The organism is Vibrio sp. PID17_43, assembly GCF_002608565.1.
Classification (GTDB): domain Bacteria; phylum Pseudomonadota; class Gammaproteobacteria; order Enterobacterales; family Vibrionaceae; genus Vibrio.
The window spans coordinates 26,431-44,672 of record NZ_LIXM01000018.1 but is presented as its reverse complement, the minus strand read 5'-3'; the positions used below and the strand labels follow the sequence as shown (position 1 = coordinate 44,672).

The window sequence follows — 18,242 nt, the reverse complement described above, 5'->3', positions numbered from 1 at the left end:
TTAGCTCTTTAGTTTCCGTTTCAATTCATTTTGAAAGCGACTGTGTTGAGTCAGCGGCATATTCTGCCTTACTTGCTGGCTTTGTGACAAATCTATCTCTGTCACCAGCAATCCTACTTGCTCGTGAAGTTGCGCATGTATCTGTCCCCAGGGGTCAATAACCATCGAGTGTCCCCATGTTTGGCGTCCACATGGGTGAGTGCCAGTTTGCCCACTTGCTAAAATCCAGCATTGGGTTTCTATTGCACGCGCTCTCAGCAGTATTTCCCAGTGTGCTTTCCCCGTAACCGCAGTAAACGCCGCTGGTACGACAATAATGTCTGCTCCCGCTAAGCGTAATGCTTTATACAACTCAGGAAAGCGCACATCGTAACAAATACTCAATCCAAGTGTGCCAATATTGGTTTCTGCTGTGACAATTTGAGCACCAGCCCGAAAGGTATCGGATTCACGATAGCGACCATGACCATCCGCTACTTCGACATCGAACATATGTAGCTTGTCGTAATGAGCAATGCACTCTCCCACTGGAGAAAAAACCAACGTGGTGGTCGTGACGCCTTGCTCGGTACAAATCGGCATACTGCCTAAAACCAAAGTCAATTGGTTTTGTTTTGCTATATCAGATAAACGCTGTTGAATCGGACCATAACACAACACTTCTGCGTTATGGTGATACGCTTCGCGATTAGCAAACAGCGTTGCGTTTTCTGGTGTGAGTACCAACTTCACACCTTGCGCCGCTGCCAATGCGCACTGCTTGGCAATGAAGTCCAGATTCTCCTCTCGATCTGAACCTGACGTCATTTGTATGATGCCTACACGTTCCATGTTCTCTATTCCTTATACGCTAAGAAAACTAACTGCGTGATTATTTCGCTTCATCACGCAATTTTTCTGGCAATGTGTATTCACCTTTACTACGTGATATCTCTTTTACCGTTGGCGAATCAAGCCGGCCTTTTACTTCGTAGTTAACTTGGGTGAAAACTTCCACGACCGGAGAGATCACGGTCGAGATCGCCAACACATACAGCGCGGTTTGAGGTGCAACCGCAAATGCCGTCAACATTGGTAAACCAGAGGTAATATCTGGCGTAAAATTCACTTCTGCATCCACCAAACGAGCATTAATATCGGCCATACCTCGGATTTGCATCTCTCCAGCCAGTGCATCCATGACAATGTCATTGGTGACAAACACGCCATCTTGGATCTTGCCACTACCAGTGATGGAGTTAAATGCCATGCCTTTATCGAACACATCGGTGAAATCGAGCTGCATTTTGCGAATGATGGAGTCCAGACTGAACAAACCAAGCAGTCGCGCAGCACCGCTCACTTCGCTGATCACCCCTTTGCCAAATTCAGTCGATACGTTTCCTTGCAAACTTTGTGTTTTCATCGACCATGGTGCACCATCCCATTCCAAGTTCGCATTGATATCAAATGGCGCTCGCTGAATGCCAGAGGTAATGCCGAAACGCTCCATCAAATCGCTGTTGTTTTCACCTTGCAGTTTGATGGTTAGATTTGAGTGACTGCGCGCTTTGGTTAACTCCCACCAGCCATTCATATCAACGCGGCTTTGACCGCTACTGAAAGTGACATTTTTCCACTCCAAACGATTATTTCGACGCTGTAAGTCCACATTCACCTGACCAACCTTGTAGCCTTGTAACCAGAAATCATCAATATTCAAGACGACATTTGGCATCTCACTATGGAGCTGGCGGTCAAAATCTGAAATCAATGGCGCAGCTTGATCTTCACTGGCAAACAGAGAATTCCTCTCTTCGGTAATCTGATCAAAGCCAGGGATGTACAAGTGCAGCCGCTCAAGAGAAACCGACAAGTCGTAAGGCTTAAGATAGTTCGCTTTACCTTTAATCTCCTGACTATCGACGTCAAACTGCCAGCTCAAGTTTTTCTTACGGGCATTCAGATCCACATCGTGAAACTCAATACCACCGAATTGAAGGTTTTTTACATCCATCTCAACGCGGGTTGGCAACGGAATCGTCGGCGTCTTCATGCTCGATAGGACAGATTCTGTGTTACTCGTCGGCACATTCATCAGATCAATCCATTGTTCAAGGCTGAGCTCATTCAAACGAATTGAAGCATCATGCCCAACGACCGGATTGACTTTGAATCCCCCATTACCAATCACAAGATTTGTCGCCGTCAATACTGGCACATCACCAGAAATATCTATTTCAGTCTGGTACTTCGCATTGGGAATTTGCAGCCGCGCAGAAATGCCTTGTTGATTGCCTAACGCCTGTAACTTGGCTTGGCCTTCCTCACCACGTTTTCTGCCTAACGGATAGGGGTAATCACTCGTCAGTTGGCTCAACTGTGCTAACACATCCACTTGGTAAGTGAAGCCTACGTCGTTAAGCTGTAAGTCTATATCCATCTGCCACGGTGCATGACCAGAGACTAAACTCAACCAACGGTCGCCTAAATAAGGTTTAAGCGGTCCAACCTCCCAGTCTCCAAGGGTATTGATCGCCACGTCATAGCCTTGCTCGGCATTTTCACCACGAAAGTCTAGCGAGATCGGCTGCTTCAGGAGCTCAGCAGAAAGGCCTGAGGCCATCACGACATCGTTATCGAAGGTGACTCGCCCAGTCGCGTTTTCTAACGTCATCGGCGGGGCATCGATATAGACTTGGTTGTTGTTTAAATCCGCATAGCCCCACACTCTTGCGTCTTTGTCTGAATCAAAAGGGATATTAAGCTGGAATTCGGAGTACACAGGCCCACTCACTTGCAGCGCAGTCAACGCAGCACCAACAGAGTCTACCAATGGCGTCGCCATCATGTAATCGCGAACTTCATTACCTAGCGCGCTTGCTTTGGCTTCGATTTCAATATGACCACCTTCTGCAAGATCAGGAATACGACCTGTAATGCGTTTCGCTTTTACGCCATTTAGGGTTGCAGATTTCGAGTCCAAATACATCGCATCGTTTTCGAACAGCAAGTCCAGCTGCAGATCAGTAATGGTCGGCCACGCGGTATCAAAGCTGAATTTGGCGTTTTTCAGTCCCACCCAAGCTTGGAACATGCCATTATGTTCTTTGTACGGAAAGTCACCCAATTCACCATACCAAAGTAGCTTCGCAGTATTAACTTTGCCACCTTGAATCGCCGTTGAAAGGTAGTCTGTCAGATCTTGTCCCAGCGCTGGAGTCGGTAAATACCGCCACGTTCCACCCGCATTGTAGAGATCCGCTTCGGCATAAAACGATAGAAATGGACTTTGATCTTGCGGAAAATCCAAACGAAACGCACCAAGCACCTGCAAATCAGGCGTCGCGGCGGTCACTTTGTCTGACCATAGACGCCAACCGTTTTCATCTTGCTGCCAAATGATGTCCACTTCACCTTGTTTGATATTCAATGGCGCTTGGAATACATCGCCATACGGGAAGACATCATCAATCACTGTGATGTTGGCCTTGGCCTGCTTTAAGTCACCAAACAGTGTCCCCTGCACATGATGAAAGCCCGGCAGCAGCTCCCACTGAGCCATGCCTAGCTGGTCAAGCTCGACCGAATAACGTAATGTATCTACACTGCCGTTCATCGACAAACGAATATCTTCCACTCGCCCTTTTGGTGCTAATTTATTGAGTAGTTCGCTAGTGGATTCCGACTGTGGCGCTAACTTGATTAATGGAGTCAGTGCTTCAATGTCAAGCAGAGAGAGGTTTAGCAACCATCCGTCAGGTTGCCAATCAAACGCCACATCCAATTCAGGCCAAGGACGGTCATCCGTACGAATTTGCAGTGAGTGACCATTAACTTTCCAACCTTGCTTGTCCGGAGAAAGTATAAAAATACCTGACTCTAACAGTAGTTCGTGACGGCCATTTTCATTCCAGACTAACTCTGAAGGACGCAGCTCAACGTATGCGTAATTTGGTTGACTGTGCTTTAACGTCAGCCAGGTATTTAAACTCACGCGACCGGACTCTATGCCAGAAGCGTCCTTCATATAGGTGGTTAACCACGGCGTCACAGACAAGTCTTGAGCGCTAACATAAAACTCACCCGACACGTCAAGCAACGATCCGTAATCTTTAAAGTTTGCACTCACTAACAAAGAGTTGAGGCTGACATCAGCGATGCTGACCGTACCTTCCGCTAAGTGCTGCTTACCTCGATTACTCCAGCGTAGTTGCTCGATATCTAAACGGCGAGTTTCACCAGAAACAGACTGATACCAAATGCGTGAGTCGGTGATGGTAAAGTCTTCAAACTGACGTAAGAGTAACGAGTCAAGTTGATCAATCAGCTTAGTTTCGCTTTTATTTACGTTGGTAGACTTGTTACTCTTGTTTGGTTTGGCAAGAATATCAAGTGTTCGGATATCCAATGCCAAATCATCAATAGTTAGATCGGCCACCACAGGTTTCAGGCTGAACAGTGACTGAATTAAATCAAATTCAATATGGATCTCGTCGACAGCAAACCGTGCATCTTGATTATTCGGCAGATTAGCCTCTAAACCTTGCAACGAGATTGAAGGATGGTTATTACGCCAAGAACCAGCAACGCTGGCGATAGAAAAGTCAAAACCTGTGCCTTGTTTGACCCAGGTTTTGATCTCATCTTGGAAATGGTTAAGTTGTGGCAATGCGACGCGCAGTGTCGTTACCAGTATGGCCAGTAGAACCAATATGGTGATCAAACTCCACGTGCAGAAACGCCCGAAACGCTTAAAACCAGAATTCACAAATTTTCCAATTACATCATCACGACGTCAAACTGCTCCTGAATGTACAGGGGTTCAGCTTGAATACGAACTTGCTTTCCAATAAATACTTCGAGTTCCGCTAGCGCGTGGGATTCATCACCTAGCAACGCTTCCGCGACAAATGGCGATGCATACACAACAAAGTTGTCCGCATCGTACGCACGGTTCACTCGGGTGATTTCACGTAGGATCTCGTAACACACGGTTTCGACCGTTTTCACGCTGCCACGTCCTTCACAAGTAGGGCAGCCAGAACATAGAATATGTTCAATACTTTCTCGTGTGCGCTTGCGAGTCATCTCGACTAACCCTAGCTGAGTAAAACCATTGATGTTGGTTTTCACTCGGTCTTTTGACAGTGCGCCTTCTAGAGAAGTAAGTACACGCTTACGATGTTCTTCTGATGCCATATCGATAAAGTCGATAATGATGATACCGCCAAGATTACGCAAACGCAGTTGACGTGCGATCGCCAGAGTCGCTTCAACGTTGGTGTTGAAGATGGTCTCTTCAAGGTTACGACGACCAACAAACGCGCCCGTATTAATGTCTACCGTGGTCATCGCTTCGGTCTGATCGATGATCAGGTAACCACCCGATTTGAGCTCAACCTTACGCTCCAGAGAACGTTGGATTTCATTCTCGGTGTCGTACATGTCAAAGATCGGCTTGTCACCCTCGTACAGCTCAAGCTTATCGGTCAGCTCTGGAACATATTCAGAGGTAAACTCTTTGAGGTTTTCGTACTCGAGACGAGAGTCGACCATGATTTTGTCCAGTTCAGTGCCAACAAAATCGCGCAGAATACGCTGCGCCAAGCCCAGTTCACCGTACAGCGTTGAACGCGTTTTGTATTTGGAACGGCGCTCCATGACTTTCAGCCACAAACGCTTCAAAAATGCCGCGTCTTGAGAGAGTTCTTTCTCATCAGCACCCTCTGCAGCGGTACGAATGATAAAGCCACCATTCTCATCACAATAGTGGTTTACCACTTTCTTTAGGCGTTCACGTTCACTCTCACTTTCAATGCGTTGAGATACGCCCACATGGCTCGAGCCAGGCATAAAAACAAGATAACGTGATGGAAGAGTGATGTCGGTTGTTAGGCGAGCGCCTTTTGTGCCTAGCGGATCTTTCACCACTTGCACCACAATATCTTGGCCCTGGCGAACCAATTCAGAAATATCGCGTACCTGAAATTGCTGTTTTTCGTTTTCTGCCACACATTCAGTATGTGGCACAATATCTGACGCGTGCAAAAACGCCGCTTTATCCAGACCGATATCAATAAACGCCGCTTGCATGCCTGGCAATACCCGGCTCACTTTACCTTTATAAATATTACCGACGATGCCGCGACGCGCTTCTCGTTCAATATGAACTTCTTGTAGTACTCCACCTTCAATCATGGCCACGCGAGTTTCACTCGGGGTCACGTTTAGCAGCAATTCTGCACTCATGTGCACACCTCAAAACAATTATAAAAATTCTTGAATTAGCTGATCGGTTTCGAACAAAGGTAAGCCTACTACGGCATGATAACTGCCTTCTATTCGGGTGACAAAACGTCCTCCGAGCCCTTGAATACCATAACTTCCAGCTTTATCGCATGGTTCACCTGAGTGCCAATATTGTTCGATTTCTTCTTCAGACAGTGGTTTGAACCACACGTCAGTGATAACGACCACTGAGTGTTGTTGTTCCGATGAAACAATGCTCACAGCGGTCATCACTTGATGCTGACGACCAGATAAGTTGTTGAGCATACGCTTTGAATCTTCAAAACTTTTGGGTTTTTCTAATACTTGATTATCGCATACCACAATGGTATCTGAGCCCAATACAACAGAATCAGGCTTAGCCATTGCTAAGCCTGTTTGAGCCTTTTCCAGAGAGAGACGCAACACATAGTCTTGTGCTTGCTCGTGGTCTTGTTTTGCTTCCTCTATATCAGGAAGCACAATATCAAATTCGTAACCGAGTTGAGCAAGCAGCTCTTTTCTTCTCGGAGAACCCGAGGCGAGAACGAGGGGAAAGCCCTTTTTCACAACGCTACCTTACGTGCCATGCGCGACGGACGCGTCGCATTAGTAAAAACATCCATGGCCAAAGTATACAGTTTATTGCAGCCGTCCACAGAGATAATGGGTTAAATACTACGTCCTGATTCAAATATTCACCACAGAATATCAGAAGTTCCAATAGCACAGTTAAAAAGGCAATCAGTGTCGACTGTTGCCACAATGCCATGTTACGGATCACCAAAAAGTTGAGCGCAACCAAGTAGATAACGATCGACATCATCATCCCTCGTATACCCAAGGTCGAGCCAATCAAAATATCCCATAGCAGACCAAGCACCAAGGCGGTCCCAACATTGACGCGGTGCGGCAATGCTAATACCCAGTAACAGGTGACGAGGAATAACCATGATGGGCGCAGTAGGTCTAATACACCCGGCCATGGAATCGTCTGTAGAACTAACGCAACAAAGAAGCTGACGCCGATGACCATTCGGCTTCGAAATACACTATTGGCCATCGGTTACCTCTTGCTCTGAACCTTCTTCCACATTGGACTGCAATACTTTGTGCTGGCGATCTTCATTCGGCCAGATCAACAGTAGATATCTCAAACGATCAAACTCCACCACCGGCTCAGCTTTGATCGAGGCAAATTCTTGGCGCGGATCATGAGCCACAGATGTGACATTGGCGACCGGATACCCTTCTGGGTAAATCCCCCCAAGACCAGAGGTCACCAACAAATCACCGACTTGGATATCGGTACTGGTTGGAATATGCTCAAGTTGGATCTCGTCCACTTCGCCGTTACCCGATGCGATAACGCGGATATCATTGCGGATCACCTGTACCGGGATCGCATTCTTCGCGTCTGTTAACAACAGTACCCGCGCGTTATGTGCGGCAACAAACGTGACCTGACCAACAATGCCTTTCTCGTTAATCACGGGCTGACCAACGTAAACGCCATCGATACGACCTTTATCAATCACCACTTGGTGACGATATGGCGAGGTATCAACCGCCATCACCTCAGTGACGACTTTCTTTTCATCGCGGACAAACGAAGAACCAAGTAATTTACGCAGACGTTGGTTTTCTTCTTTGTATTGGCTAAGCAAGACGAGCTCACTTTTGAGGCGAAGTACTTCTCGCTTCAAGTTACGGTTGTCTTCAATCAAAGCTTGGTGAGAATTAAGACGCTCGAATAGACCATCAAACATGCTACGAGGCAAGTTTGCTGCGTACTGAATAGGCGCAACCATACTGTTCAATAGGTATCGGACGTTGGAAAACGTATCTAGACGACTATCCGCCAGCATTAAGCTTGCCGACACGATGACAGCAAAAAACAGACGCAATTGCAGAGACAGACCTCTGCCAAAAATCGGTTTCATCTTGTTTTTGACCTGATTGCTTCCATGATTATTGAGCCTTACTTGGCAACCTGGTGATACGGCTTAACCCGAACCAGGAATGGAGCAGATTGAAATTACAGAGAGCGGAAATGAAGGCGAAGCCAAAATTAGGCTTCGCCGGACACTTTATTCTTCAGAGAATAGATCGCCACCGTGCATGTCGATCATTTCTAGCGCTTTACCGCCACCACGAGCCACACACGTCAGTGGGTCTTCAGCAATAACCACTGGAATGCCGGTTTCTTCCATCAATAGACGGTCAAGGTCTTTCAGTAGTGCACCACCACCGGTCAGTACCATACCGTTTTCTGAGATATCAGACGCTAGCTCTGGCGGGCACTGTTCCAGTGCAACCATTACCGCCGAAACGATACCAGACAGCGGCTCTTGCAGCGCTTCTAGGATTTCGTTTGAGTTAAGGCTAAAGCTACGAGGCACACCTTCAGCAAGGTTACGACCGCGAACTTCGATTTCACGCACTTCATCACCTGGGTACGCAGAACCGATCTCATGTTTGATCTTTTCAGCGGTTGCTTCACCAATCAAGCTGCCGTAGTTACGACGAACGTAATTGATCACCGATTCATCGAATCGGTCACCACCGATACGTACCGAAGATGAGTAAACCACACCGTTTAGTGAGATAACCGCAACTTCAGTCGTACCACCGCCGATATCGACCACCATTGAACCAGTTGGTTCTGAAACGCGCAAGCCCGCACCGATTGCAGCCGCCATTGGTTCATCGATAAGGTAAACTTCACGTGCACCAGCACCTAATGCCGATTCACGGATGGCACGACGCTCAACTTGAGTCGAACCACAAGGAACACAAACGAGTACACGTGGGCTTGGTTTAAGAATGCTGTTGTCATGCACTTGCTTAATGAAGTGCTGTAGCATTTTTTCAGTCACGTAAAAGTCGGCAATTACGCCATCTTTCATTGGACGGATAGCGGAGATATTGCCCGGTGTACGACCAAGCATCTGCTTTGCGGCATGACCAACTGCAGCAACGCTTTTTGCAGAACCTGCACGATCTTGGCGAATAGCAACGACAGAAGGTTCATCAAGAACGATGCCCTGTCCTTTTACGTAAATTAGAGTGTTGGCAGTACCTAAATCGATAGATAGGTCGTTAGAAAACATGCCACGAAGTTTTTTAAACATGTGCTTCGCTCATCCTGCAAAAATTTAGAAGACAAAAATTGCCCTAAATGTACCAATGCCTCGCTGTCACAGCAAGGCATTGGTACATAAACATGAGCAGAAAGCCTCAATTTCTTGCAGTTTCCTTACTTAACGCAAGAAACCGACGATGGTCATTGTCCGGTTATACCCGGTTCACCACGATAAATCACGCGGTCATTGCCACGGTGAATACCAAAGGTAACCACTGACGATGGGTTCTCCTCTCCGGCTTGCTCTTTATCCCAGTTGTATTTGAGCCATGGTAAGTCGTTACCACTTAGATCGAGATTAAGCCACACACGAGTCTGTTGGCGGTTTGACTCCACCTGTTGCGCTTCGATAGAACGCGAACGCCCAGAAATAACCTGACCACCCGCGCTTAATTCAACATCAGCCTGCTTAACATCGTCTCCCGTTGGCCACATGTGCACTTGTTTCGCTTTATCGCCGAGAACACGAGTCTGGCTATCATCTAAATTGAGAGTGAATCGACTACCATTCCAATACTCGATTCGAAGTGGAATGTGAATCACCGTATCTGTGCCTTGTTTTTCGCCCGCATCAGATAAGTTAACTCGACCAAAGCGGATATCGGGTTGCTTAATTAACCTCGAATCACGGATCTCCCCCTCATTCAAATATGAAGCTGGATCGGCATTATTCCCGTACACCAATCCAATGTGGGAGGCGTCTCCGCCAGTATTCGTGTTGTATGGCCCATCAGCATATCCTTTAGGCTCGTGGATCTTAGAGAAGTCTTTAATCCAACATGCGCTACCTTGCTTTCTATTTGCAGAATCCACCCCGCAAAGCGAATTACCACTTATCGTGAAATCACCAATACTTTGGGATTTATCTACCAACCCCCAGCGTGCTGTAGAGTCCGGCGCATCGAACCGTTCACTTAATGGACTTAGCTCATCAATGTTAAACATCGCTTGATTCGCAGACTCAAAGAGCGCATAGTTTTTTAGTGAACCTTCATTAGCGTTCAATGCCTCAACAGAGTACGAAACGCCATCAAAAGGCTGCCCCATATAAGCAAAGTTTTGACCGTCAGGGTAAATCCAAGCACTGCCTTTCACTTGGAAGTATTTCGGGTAAAAGCGCCCAATCGTGGCATTATCTTCATCTAACGACATTTCAAGATAAGTCGTTTTTGTTTTTAAGTTCAACGACCCCACTTCATTCCAAACGTATTCAACCGCCTTTCCTGATTTTGCCTCTTCCTTACTGAAAGCTAAGTGCTGCCCACCAGCTAAATTGGCGATATCTCCTGTTGATGGATACGCGACTGAAAACTCCGTATTCAATGGCGCACTGACATCTGCATCCGAAAAATAGTTTTGTGTGACAGGATAATCACAAACAGTGTTTGCATTACCTTTGCCGTCACTATGAACAACAGGCTTATACGTCACACTAAAGCTTTCTGATGATGGGATAAAGCCCTCACCGCCTACTTGACTGGCAGGATTGTGTTTTCCATCTTTTGTGGCCATGATATTACAAGCCGCGATTTTCCAAGGGCGAGACTTAATACTGAACTCACCTTTCAACACGCCACCATCAATAGGGCAATAAATACCACTATCTTCAGCCTCTTGGTATTGACGACAGTCGAAGGCCTTATCTTCAAACGCGACACGCGCATGCCCTACATCACTCCAAGACACGACGGTCGATGCGACACCATTCTTAAAGAGCAAGTCTGAAGAATCAAAGTCGTATAACTTCCCGCTAGCAGGACTCTTTAAGTTGAAGCTATCCTCACTCAGTACAATATTTTGGTTATAACCCTTTATTGCCGTTGCCTGTTCACCACGGCAAGCCAAGGCTTTCACTTCAACATTGACAGCTCGCCCAGCAATCATTTCAACAGGGCTCAGTTGAGCATGAAGCTTATAGGGAACAAACTCCACTTCCCCCCCAGAATACGGCTTTGACTCATAAGTCGCTCCAATTTGCAACTTGCCAATGTCGGTGGTTGATAGATACAAGGTTTTGCGTCCACTGCTCAAGTTTGCACTCGTCACGCCACAATCAGCGCCTACCGCAGACTCACACCATGAAGTACCTTGATCGCCACTGACGGTAGGATAGAAACTCGCATTGGATTCAATATATTCACCTTGCTCATCTAGCAGTTTAAATTCGACAGGAATTCGATCACAGGTCAAACCATATTGCCATTGAGGCTCTACAAAAAAATTTCCATCCTCAATTGGGGTAAAAGGACAGGAGTAATTCGGTTTTTGAATCACGACACGGTTTCTCATCGTTAAATCTTGAGACGTAACAGCACCATAAATCGTTATCGGGTTCTCAAATTTCACTTCCTTCGCCAAAATGTAGCCATAGAACTCATTAGTTTTGGTTTGAAAGCGAACGCTTGCTGTCGGCGCGTAAAACAAAACACTATTGTTATTCGCAAGATCCATAGGATTGCTCATAACAAATGATGACGAGATATTTATTATGGAGTTCAGACCAAATGAGTACTTGGTATCTCCCGTGTTCTCTTTCCATGTACCTAGAGTGATCGCTGAATTATCTAATGTTTTAAATACAACATTACGACCATTTGATATTTCTAATTCCCCAATTTGTATGCCATTAGCAAGCTCAATCGTCAGTTCGTCAAATAACGGATTATCACCTGGGTTATTGATCTCCAAACGACTTAAACTGCTCAGAACGTTGACTTTAAGCCGATTATCACCATTGTACTCATAACGACAAATATCCGGATTATCATCACAAATCGACTCTATTTCAGGTCGAGCTTGATCGCCGCTCCCTATAAGGTCAGAGCTGACGTGTAAGTCAAAGCGACCAAAGTTTGGGGTAAACTCTGCTGGCGCTTTCACTTTTCTCGCTTCGGTAAGCCCATCATCGCCAGCAGTCTGGTCAGAAGCTGAACGTCCATTTTTAGGAAAACATCCTAAGCCATCACAGATTTCCACTGCTGGGTTCTCGTAGAGCGGCCAAGGCTCAGTACCGATATCGAAACCCACTCGAATATTGTCCCAAGCACGGCTACTAGACCCACTTTGTTGATAACGATAGATATTATCAGGGTAAGTCTTATATTCTTCAGACCACCCTAAGGCTCGAGCGCTATCGTTGGAGATATTTAGAGTGCTTGTCGAACCTCTCCATCCTTGGATTGGCTCTGGAAATACTTCACAGACGTAATCAGGCAGATCCGTTAGAGGAGGTTCGGTGGCATTAGGGTCACAATGTCCCCCAGAGATATCTGTACCATTTGCATAAACACTTAACTTACCGTGCTTCATCGCCTTATTCATCGTACCAATCAATTGCCAGCGAGATTGACCCTGAATTCGTCGATAGTACTTTGATAGGTTATTGCTCTTCGCATCATGAAATATTTTTATTTCATAGACTTGACCACTTGTCAGGTGCTGTTCATTAAAGTGGTATATCTTACTATCAGTGTCACTTTTCTTGCTTTGTGTATACCAAACAACCTCATCAGCATGGTTCCCACTGTGCTCAAAGTACACGGCTTGGAACGCATCACTTCCGGTCACAGTAAAGCCAACTGAAAACTGACTATTCGTTTGAATTTCACATATTCCTAAAGATGGCTGCCCATACGTTAAGCTAGATGCACTAACTAACAACATCAGCGTGACGACTTTGAACAACTTTTTCATTATTTTTACTCCCTAACCCATATCTCTTGCTGGCGCTGTACCTGTATCACCCCGGAGCCACAAATCGCTGTCGCTTGTACCTTAAAGAGGGATTCCGCTTCAGAAGTACCTGGATTAAAGGTACCGATCGTTGAACATGTTATCGTTTTTAGCTGACACCCCGTTCCCTGTGTCACATTCGGCGTTGCGCCACTGACTTGGCTTAAACATAACCTAGCAACATCGGGCTTTGGGGTATTTAATGGGTAAAGCTGAGTCAGTGCCCACTCATTGGCAGATTGGGCAATAAACCACGCTTTGGTTCCTAAAAATTCTCGCGTGAGTGTGCTTTGGTTCGACCAATTCACACGCATTAATGACGAAGCCAAGAAGCCCATCACAATAATGACGAACAGCACAACGATTAAGACATTGCCTTGTTGTTTTCTGCTATGGAACATTGAGCACCTGCACGTCTTGTTGGTAAACACTGCGCTCGCCATCTTGGACAAACTCGAGATTGATGTGTACTAAACCACCACGTTGGAGCGTTGGTTCTTTGTAATACATTCGACTTGCCGCAGTATCGACATTTTCAGCAACGATCACCGGATCTGGAAACGCCGCATCTTGGCGAGTCACCTGATTGTTGTCCAAGCAGTAGGTTATCTGTGCGCTCTCCTGGTAAACATAATGACGGCTCGAGATAGAGGAGCTATCAATGCTATCGGCTGCGCCATTTACCTTAAACACCCCATCGTCTTTGGAAAGTAGACTTACAGAATAGCTCTGCGGTGAAGATGGCAACAGATCGTCATAACGGCTTGGATTAATGACCAACCAACTGTCTTTAGGCATTACCGTTCGCGCCGTATCATTACCTAATAAGAATTCCAAGTCCTGACCATTCAGAGTGTAAAAACCAGAATACTCGATAGGGACAAACGCTAAACAGTTGGTGGTACCGTTAGGTTCATAAAAACTGTTGGGCACCGCATGACGAATCTCACGCGACATCTTTTCCAACACAAATTGGGCTTGAGTTTGTAAACGTTGGCGATCTATTGAATCGGCATAGCCTTTCATGCCTAACTGCACATAGCCGGCAATGCCGAGCATAATAAAGCTGCCGATCACAATCGTGGCGATCATTTCAATTAAAGTAAAACCACGTGCGTTCATCAGTAGTTTCCTCTAATCCCGCTCAGCGATAGCGGCTGCGTGTTACTGGAGAATATCGTCACCGTCACTTTTTTGTAGTTCGTTACGCCATTAGGCGGAGTGCCTGTGAGGTCATCGTAAGCAACCGCCACTTCGACACGGAAATTACGATAGCTGTCTTTGCTGTCTTCACCTAAGACATCGCTAATGTTACCGCGACTCTCGCCAATACATTGGCTGGCTGTGATTGGCGTGCTCCAACAGCCGATATAGTCATCCGCATCATTAAAGTGGCTTGGCAGCGTTTCCCCGCTATCCGGCCCTAAGTCATCCGGCGCAGTACAGCTCGGCGCACCGTTTTCACTACAACGAATTAAACCACCATCAAAATCGCTATGATTATCAAAGCCACGCGCTAAGATCTGAGACATAACACCTTGTGCCAATGCCGCCGCGCGAGCTTGGTAGTGTGGTGTCGCAGAATCACGCAGTTGCGGTACCAAGAAGGAGGTGTAAGCGATCATCGCAATGCCCATCAGCACGATGGCGATCACCATTTCAATCAAGGTCATGCCGCCTTGGCTCTTCAGTCTTTTATTGCTTAAGCGTTTCAGGATTAAGCGCTTCATGTTTAGACGCGTCATGAACAGGCTCCCTCTGACACATACCCTTGACTGTTGATATCAACACGGCAACGGCTACCGCCATTTTTATCTTCTATCAGAATAGAAACACCAGCACTGACGCCTTGAGGGTTACCTAATAAGTCAAATTTAATTGGAGAGAACGCCCCACTCAAACTAAACACCGCTTTCGGGTCTGCCACATAATCACTGCGTGATTCACGTTGGCTGCTACTCAATTCACATGCGGTCTTAGAGCCAATACACGAACTGGAGACTTGGAGGATAAAGTTATCATCCTCACCGTCAATGTTGGATTGCATACGGTTAATCTGCACTTGGCGAATAACCGAGATGGCTTGCTCTTGTAATGCGTAGGCGGAAATACTGGCCGTACCAATAAAGCGACTGGCCGCGTAAAGCGAGAGAATAGAAAGGAGGACGATCACGAGGATCAATTCCATCAGCGTGAACCCTAATGCAGAGCTGCGAATTTTCATAACCCAACCTTAGGCTTAGGCTTAGGACAAGCGAAGTAAGTATACGATGAAATATTGAGGATAATGATAGGCTTATAAGGTTTAAGCATGAAGTGTGAGCACGCATGCAAATCGCAACCGCTCGCTGCTAGTGACGCTCACCTTTTGCGCGTTCAAGCTCTTCCTCAATACGATCGTAAGTTTTTTTGTTACTCAGCGATTCCGAAACATGTTGTGCTTTTTGCTTAGTGACTTCCCACTGCGCCTCAACCTGCTCAGATTCAAAACTGATAAATCTTGGTAATACCACATAGCCAACCACACCGAGGAGGATTAAAACAACAACGAACTCAACGGAGCTCAAACCGGAGGGTTTACGCATATTCAGTATTCCGAGATTAACCAGAACTTGGGAAAAAAGGCCAGACTGGCTGGCCTCAACCAATTTAGTTTAACTAAGGGTTAGTCACACTCAGTATCACCCTCACCTGGAATAACAACTTCCACTTTAGCGGCATCGTTCGCTGTACCTTCAGTGTATTTAACACAAGATTTTGAATAACCATCAATACCAAAACGGATAACTGTATCTGTAGGAGTTCCTTTAACAACCCAATCCTCACTCAACCCATCAACTACCAAGCCAAGAGCTTGAGATGTTGCTTCTGGATAACCCCATACTAGATTCAAAGTGCTAGTACCAATTGAAATTGCACCAGTATCTCCCTCTTGACCTGCAATAGCTGCTTTACCATAAGTAATGCCAGCCGCGCCAACCATTGCACCTTTCAGACCTTCAAGTGTCGAGTTACGCGCATCATCTTGCAGGTTAAGGAAACGTGGCGCTGCCGTCACCGCTAGAATGCCTAGGATCACAATAACCACTACCAACTCGATAAGGGTAAAACCACCTTGTCTTTTCATTGTTTTTTCTCTCTATGTAAGCATGCAGTGTGACTGCAAATTTTATCGGTCACGTGACCATTTTTTTAGATAATGCTAAAACGGAATAACGCCTCACCCTACTTTGTTGAATTGGCAAGATGAGCGCTTTCTCTACCGCTTGAGCAAAATGACGATTCGTCATTATTCATTCAAAGCCATGACAAAAAGTAAACATGGTAAATTTACTTTTTTATTACAACCTTTTTCTTATGGTAATACTTGGATTATACTAACTTTACTGGTCATTTGTAGCGCTAAAGTGCCAAAAAATTCACTCCGCCAGCCTTTTGACGCTCAATTTCAAGTAGTTATTACTCGAATTAACTACAATTTTATAACCATTTTCGTAAGCATAGTCACACAGAAAATGATTACTTTTAACCACACCACGAATTTCCAACAACTCACTCGACATAATGCTACGTTGTGGATAGTGCACCGTCAGCCAATAGTCACAATCGAGCGCTCCGCCAGCGACAAAAGGTGAGACTAACCCTTCGTCCGTCATCAGCAGATCAAAACCATCCATCGACAGCGTTTTGGGCTCACCATTGAGTAACCATGCGTGGCGATAACGCAGGACGCTATCTTGCATCCAAGCCTTAGCCATATTGACACCGGTCGCTTGGCCTTGCTGCTCAATTGGTTTGAGGTTATAAATCAAAGCAACAAGCAGAATGACCACCACGAATCCACCAAGAATGGCCGACGCCCTTGTTTGGTTTTCAACCACGCATTAGCCGCCTTTGATAATGTCTAACATTCCCCACATAGGCAAGAAAATGCCCAGAGCCAACACCATCACCATGCCTGCGACGATCACCAAAAGTAACGGTTCAATTCTGGCCGTGAGTGTTTTGAGGTCATAATCTACCTCTCGATCATAAAAATCTGAGACTTCCAGCAACAATTCATCAATTCGACCCGTCTCTTCACCAACCGCGATCATCTGTATCACTAACGGGGTAAATATTTTGCTGTTGATAGCGGTAACCGAAATAGTGCTGCCCGCCTCAATCGAGGCTTTCATTTCTAAAATGCGATTTTCCAAAAACTTGTTACCTAACGCTTCACCTGCCAATGCCAGACACTGATTCAATGGCACACCCGATTTAAGCATCAAAGCGAAAGTGCGGGCAAACCGTGACAATTGTGCTCGGTTGACGATGCCGCCGACTATCGGTAAATGCAGACGAAACTTATCGAACCGCTCCAGCCCATCCGCAGTTGCAACCCACGCTTGAAACGCAAAAAAAGCACCAACCATGGCAGCGATCAGTAGTCCCCAATAGTTGACAAAGAAGTTCGATGTGGCGATCAAAACCCGAGTTGGCAACGGTAGTTCCACCCCAAAGCGGGTAAACATAGAAGCGAATTCAGGAATCACCAAAATGTTGAGGATAAACATCGCAATGGTAATAAACACGATCACAAAGGTCGGATAACGCATTGCCGCTTTGATCCGTTTTCGCGTTTCGAGTTCCTGCTCGTAATAGTTGGCCAATTGCAGTAATGCTTGATCGAGACGACCGGTGTTCTCACCCACATTGATCATCGAGACAAACAGCGGGCTAAAGACTTTAGTGTGTGGCTGCATGGATGCCGACAAACCACGGCCGTTACTGAGCTCGGATACGACATCTTCAAGCGCATCTTTAAGCTGTTTGTTTTCACTGTTTTGCAGTAAACCTCGCATTGAGCGCAGCAGCGGCACCCCCGCTTTAGTTAGACTGAACAGTTGACGAGAAAACAGAATAATCACTTCCAGCGGAATGGCCGGTACGAGCAGCTTTGACAAGCTCACCTTGTTCTTAATCGCTTCTTTTTCTAAACGCAGGTTTAGCGGGATGATCCCTTTATTCATCAACGCCTCAGCCGCCGCCTCTGAGTTGACCGCATCCACTTTGCCACTGGTTGGCTTGCCGTCCAAAGAACGGCCTTGATAACGAAAAGTTGGCATTCACTTAC

Annotated in this window: 16 protein-coding genes; all 16 read right to left on the bottom strand. The window is 46.2% G+C overall.

All coding sequences use genetic code 11. The annotated features are described in order from the left end of the window. The 16 genes from AK965_RS13715 to AK965_RS13640 all read right to left on the bottom strand — a co-directional run bounded on the left by AK965_RS13715 (nucleotide 1) and on the right by AK965_RS13640 (nucleotide 18,234). The gene (locus tag AK965_RS13715; protein WP_099080132.1) at nucleotides 1–831 is read right to left on the bottom strand and encodes a carbon-nitrogen hydrolase family protein; all 831 of its coding nucleotides are present in this window, start codon (nucleotides 829–831) and stop codon (nucleotides 1–3) included. Nucleotides 832–871: 40 nt separating this feature from the next. Next, nucleotides 872–4,750, bottom strand: a complete 3,879-nt coding sequence (locus AK965_RS13710) for a YhdP family protein (protein ID WP_099080131.1) — start codon at nucleotides 4,748–4,750, stop codon at nucleotides 872–874. An 11-nt stretch (nucleotides 4,751–4,761) separates the two neighbouring features. Further along, nucleotides 4,762–6,231 carry a ribonuclease G gene (rng, locus tag AK965_RS13705; protein WP_099080130.1) on the bottom strand — a complete coding sequence of 490 codons (1,470 nt, stop codon included), beginning with the start codon at nucleotides 6,229–6,231 and terminating at the stop codon, nucleotides 4,762–4,764. A gap of 18 nt (nucleotides 6,232–6,249) precedes the next feature. Then, complete coding sequence (locus AK965_RS13700) at nucleotides 6,250–6,819, bottom strand: nucleoside triphosphate pyrophosphatase (protein WP_099080129.1); 570 nt, start codon at nucleotides 6,817–6,819, stop codon at nucleotides 6,250–6,252. Nucleotides 6,820–6,823: 4 nt separating this feature from the next. Beyond that, nucleotides 6,824–7,312 carry a rod shape-determining protein MreD gene (mreD, locus tag AK965_RS13695; protein ID WP_099080128.1) on the bottom strand — a complete coding sequence of 163 codons (489 nt, stop codon included), beginning with the start codon at nucleotides 7,310–7,312 and terminating at the stop codon, nucleotides 6,824–6,826. Beyond that, nucleotides 7,302–8,192 (bottom strand): rod shape-determining protein MreC, encoded by an 891-nt coding sequence (gene mreC / locus AK965_RS13690; protein ID WP_099080127.1) that lies wholly within the window; start codon nucleotides 8,190–8,192, stop codon nucleotides 7,302–7,304. Before mreC ends, mreD begins: the two co-directional genes overlap by 11 nt. A 147-nt stretch (nucleotides 8,193–8,339) precedes the next feature. Beyond that, on the bottom strand, nucleotides 8,340–9,383 hold the full coding sequence (locus AK965_RS13685) for a rod shape-determining protein (RefSeq protein WP_099080126.1): 1,044 nt from the start codon (nucleotides 9,381–9,383) through the stop codon (nucleotides 8,340–8,342). 152 nt (nucleotides 9,384–9,535) lie between these two features. Further along, entirely contained in the window at nucleotides 9,536–13,087 is a 3,552-nt protein-coding gene (locus AK965_RS13680; RefSeq protein WP_099080125.1) for a DUF6701 domain-containing protein, read from the bottom strand. A gap of 5 nt (nucleotides 13,088–13,092) precedes the next feature. Further along, nucleotides 13,093–13,527 carry an MSHA biogenesis protein MshP gene (locus AK965_RS13675; protein WP_099080124.1) on the bottom strand — a complete coding sequence of 145 codons (435 nt, stop codon included), beginning with the start codon at nucleotides 13,525–13,527 and terminating at the stop codon, nucleotides 13,093–13,095. Next, nucleotides 13,517–14,248, bottom strand: a complete 732-nt coding sequence (locus AK965_RS13670; RefSeq protein WP_099080123.1) for a PilW family protein — start codon at nucleotides 14,246–14,248, stop codon at nucleotides 13,517–13,519. Before AK965_RS13670 ends, AK965_RS13675 begins: the two co-directional genes overlap by 11 nt. Continuing rightward, nucleotides 14,248–14,817, bottom strand: a complete 570-nt coding sequence (locus AK965_RS13665; protein ID WP_119464577.1) for a type II secretion system protein — start codon at nucleotides 14,815–14,817, stop codon at nucleotides 14,248–14,250. Before AK965_RS13665 ends, AK965_RS13670 begins: the two co-directional genes overlap by 1 nt. Nucleotides 14,818–14,867: 50 nt before the next feature. Continuing rightward, nucleotides 14,868–15,350: a type II secretion system protein gene (locus AK965_RS13660; protein WP_099080122.1), complete on the bottom strand. Its 483-nt coding sequence runs from the start codon at nucleotides 15,348–15,350 to the stop codon at nucleotides 14,868–14,870. A gap of 127 nt (nucleotides 15,351–15,477) precedes the next feature. Then, complete coding sequence (locus tag AK965_RS13655; protein WP_099080121.1) at nucleotides 15,478–15,711, bottom strand: MSHA biogenesis protein MshA; 234 nt, start codon at nucleotides 15,709–15,711, stop codon at nucleotides 15,478–15,480. Nucleotides 15,712–15,791: 80 nt separating this feature from the next. After that, nucleotides 15,792–16,253: a type II secretion system protein gene (locus AK965_RS13650; protein ID WP_099080120.1), complete on the bottom strand. Its 462-nt coding sequence runs from the start codon at nucleotides 16,251–16,253 to the stop codon at nucleotides 15,792–15,794. A 292-nt stretch (nucleotides 16,254–16,545) separates the two neighbouring features. Continuing rightward, nucleotides 16,546–17,007 (bottom strand): MSHA biogenesis protein MshF, encoded by a 462-nt coding sequence (locus tag AK965_RS13645; RefSeq protein WP_099080119.1) that lies wholly within the window; start codon nucleotides 17,005–17,007, stop codon nucleotides 16,546–16,548. Nucleotides 17,008–17,010: 3 nt separating this feature from the next. Next, entirely contained in the window at nucleotides 17,011–18,234 is a 1,224-nt protein-coding gene (locus AK965_RS13640; protein ID WP_099080118.1) for a type II secretion system F family protein, read from the bottom strand. Nucleotides 18,235–18,242: the final 8 nt, after the last annotated feature.

Coding starts and splice junctions, on each gene's coding strand:
- AK965_RS13715 (WP_099080132.1), bottom strand. CDS start 831: ATGGAACGTGTAGGCATCATACAAATGACGTCAGGTTCAGATCGAGAG.
- rng (WP_099080130.1), bottom strand. CDS start 6,231: ATGAGTGCAGAATTGCTGCTAAACGTGACCCCGAGTGAAACTCGCGTG.
- mreD (WP_099080128.1), bottom strand. CDS start 7,312: ATGGCCAATAGTGTATTTCGAAGCCGAATGGTCATCGGCGTCAGCTTC.
- mreC (WP_099080127.1), bottom strand. CDS start 8,192: ATGAAACCGATTTTTGGCAGAGGTCTGTCTCTGCAATTGCGTCTGTTT.
- AK965_RS13685 (WP_099080126.1), bottom strand. CDS start 9,383: ATGTTTAAAAAACTTCGTGGCATGTTTTCTAACGACCTATCTATCGAT.
- AK965_RS13680 (WP_099080125.1), bottom strand. CDS start 13,087: ATGAAAAAGTTGTTCAAAGTCGTCACGCTGATGTTGTTAGTTAGTGCA.
- AK965_RS13675 (WP_099080124.1), bottom strand. CDS start 13,527: ATGTTCCATAGCAGAAAACAACAAGGCAATGTCTTAATCGTTGTGCTG.
- AK965_RS13670 (WP_099080123.1), bottom strand. CDS start 14,248: ATGAACGCACGTGGTTTTACTTTAATTGAAATGATCGCCACGATTGTG.
- AK965_RS13660 (WP_099080122.1), bottom strand. CDS start 15,350: ATGAAAATTCGCAGCTCTGCATTAGGGTTCACGCTGATGGAATTGATC.
- AK965_RS13655 (WP_099080121.1), bottom strand. CDS start 15,711: ATGCGTAAACCCTCCGGTTTGAGCTCCGTTGAGTTCGTTGTTGTTTTA.
- AK965_RS13650 (WP_099080120.1), bottom strand. CDS start 16,253: ATGAAAAGACAAGGTGGTTTTACCCTTATCGAGTTGGTAGTGGTTATT.
- AK965_RS13640 (WP_099080118.1), bottom strand. CDS start 18,234: ATGCCAACTTTTCGTTATCAAGGCCGTTCTTTGGACGGCAAGCCAACC.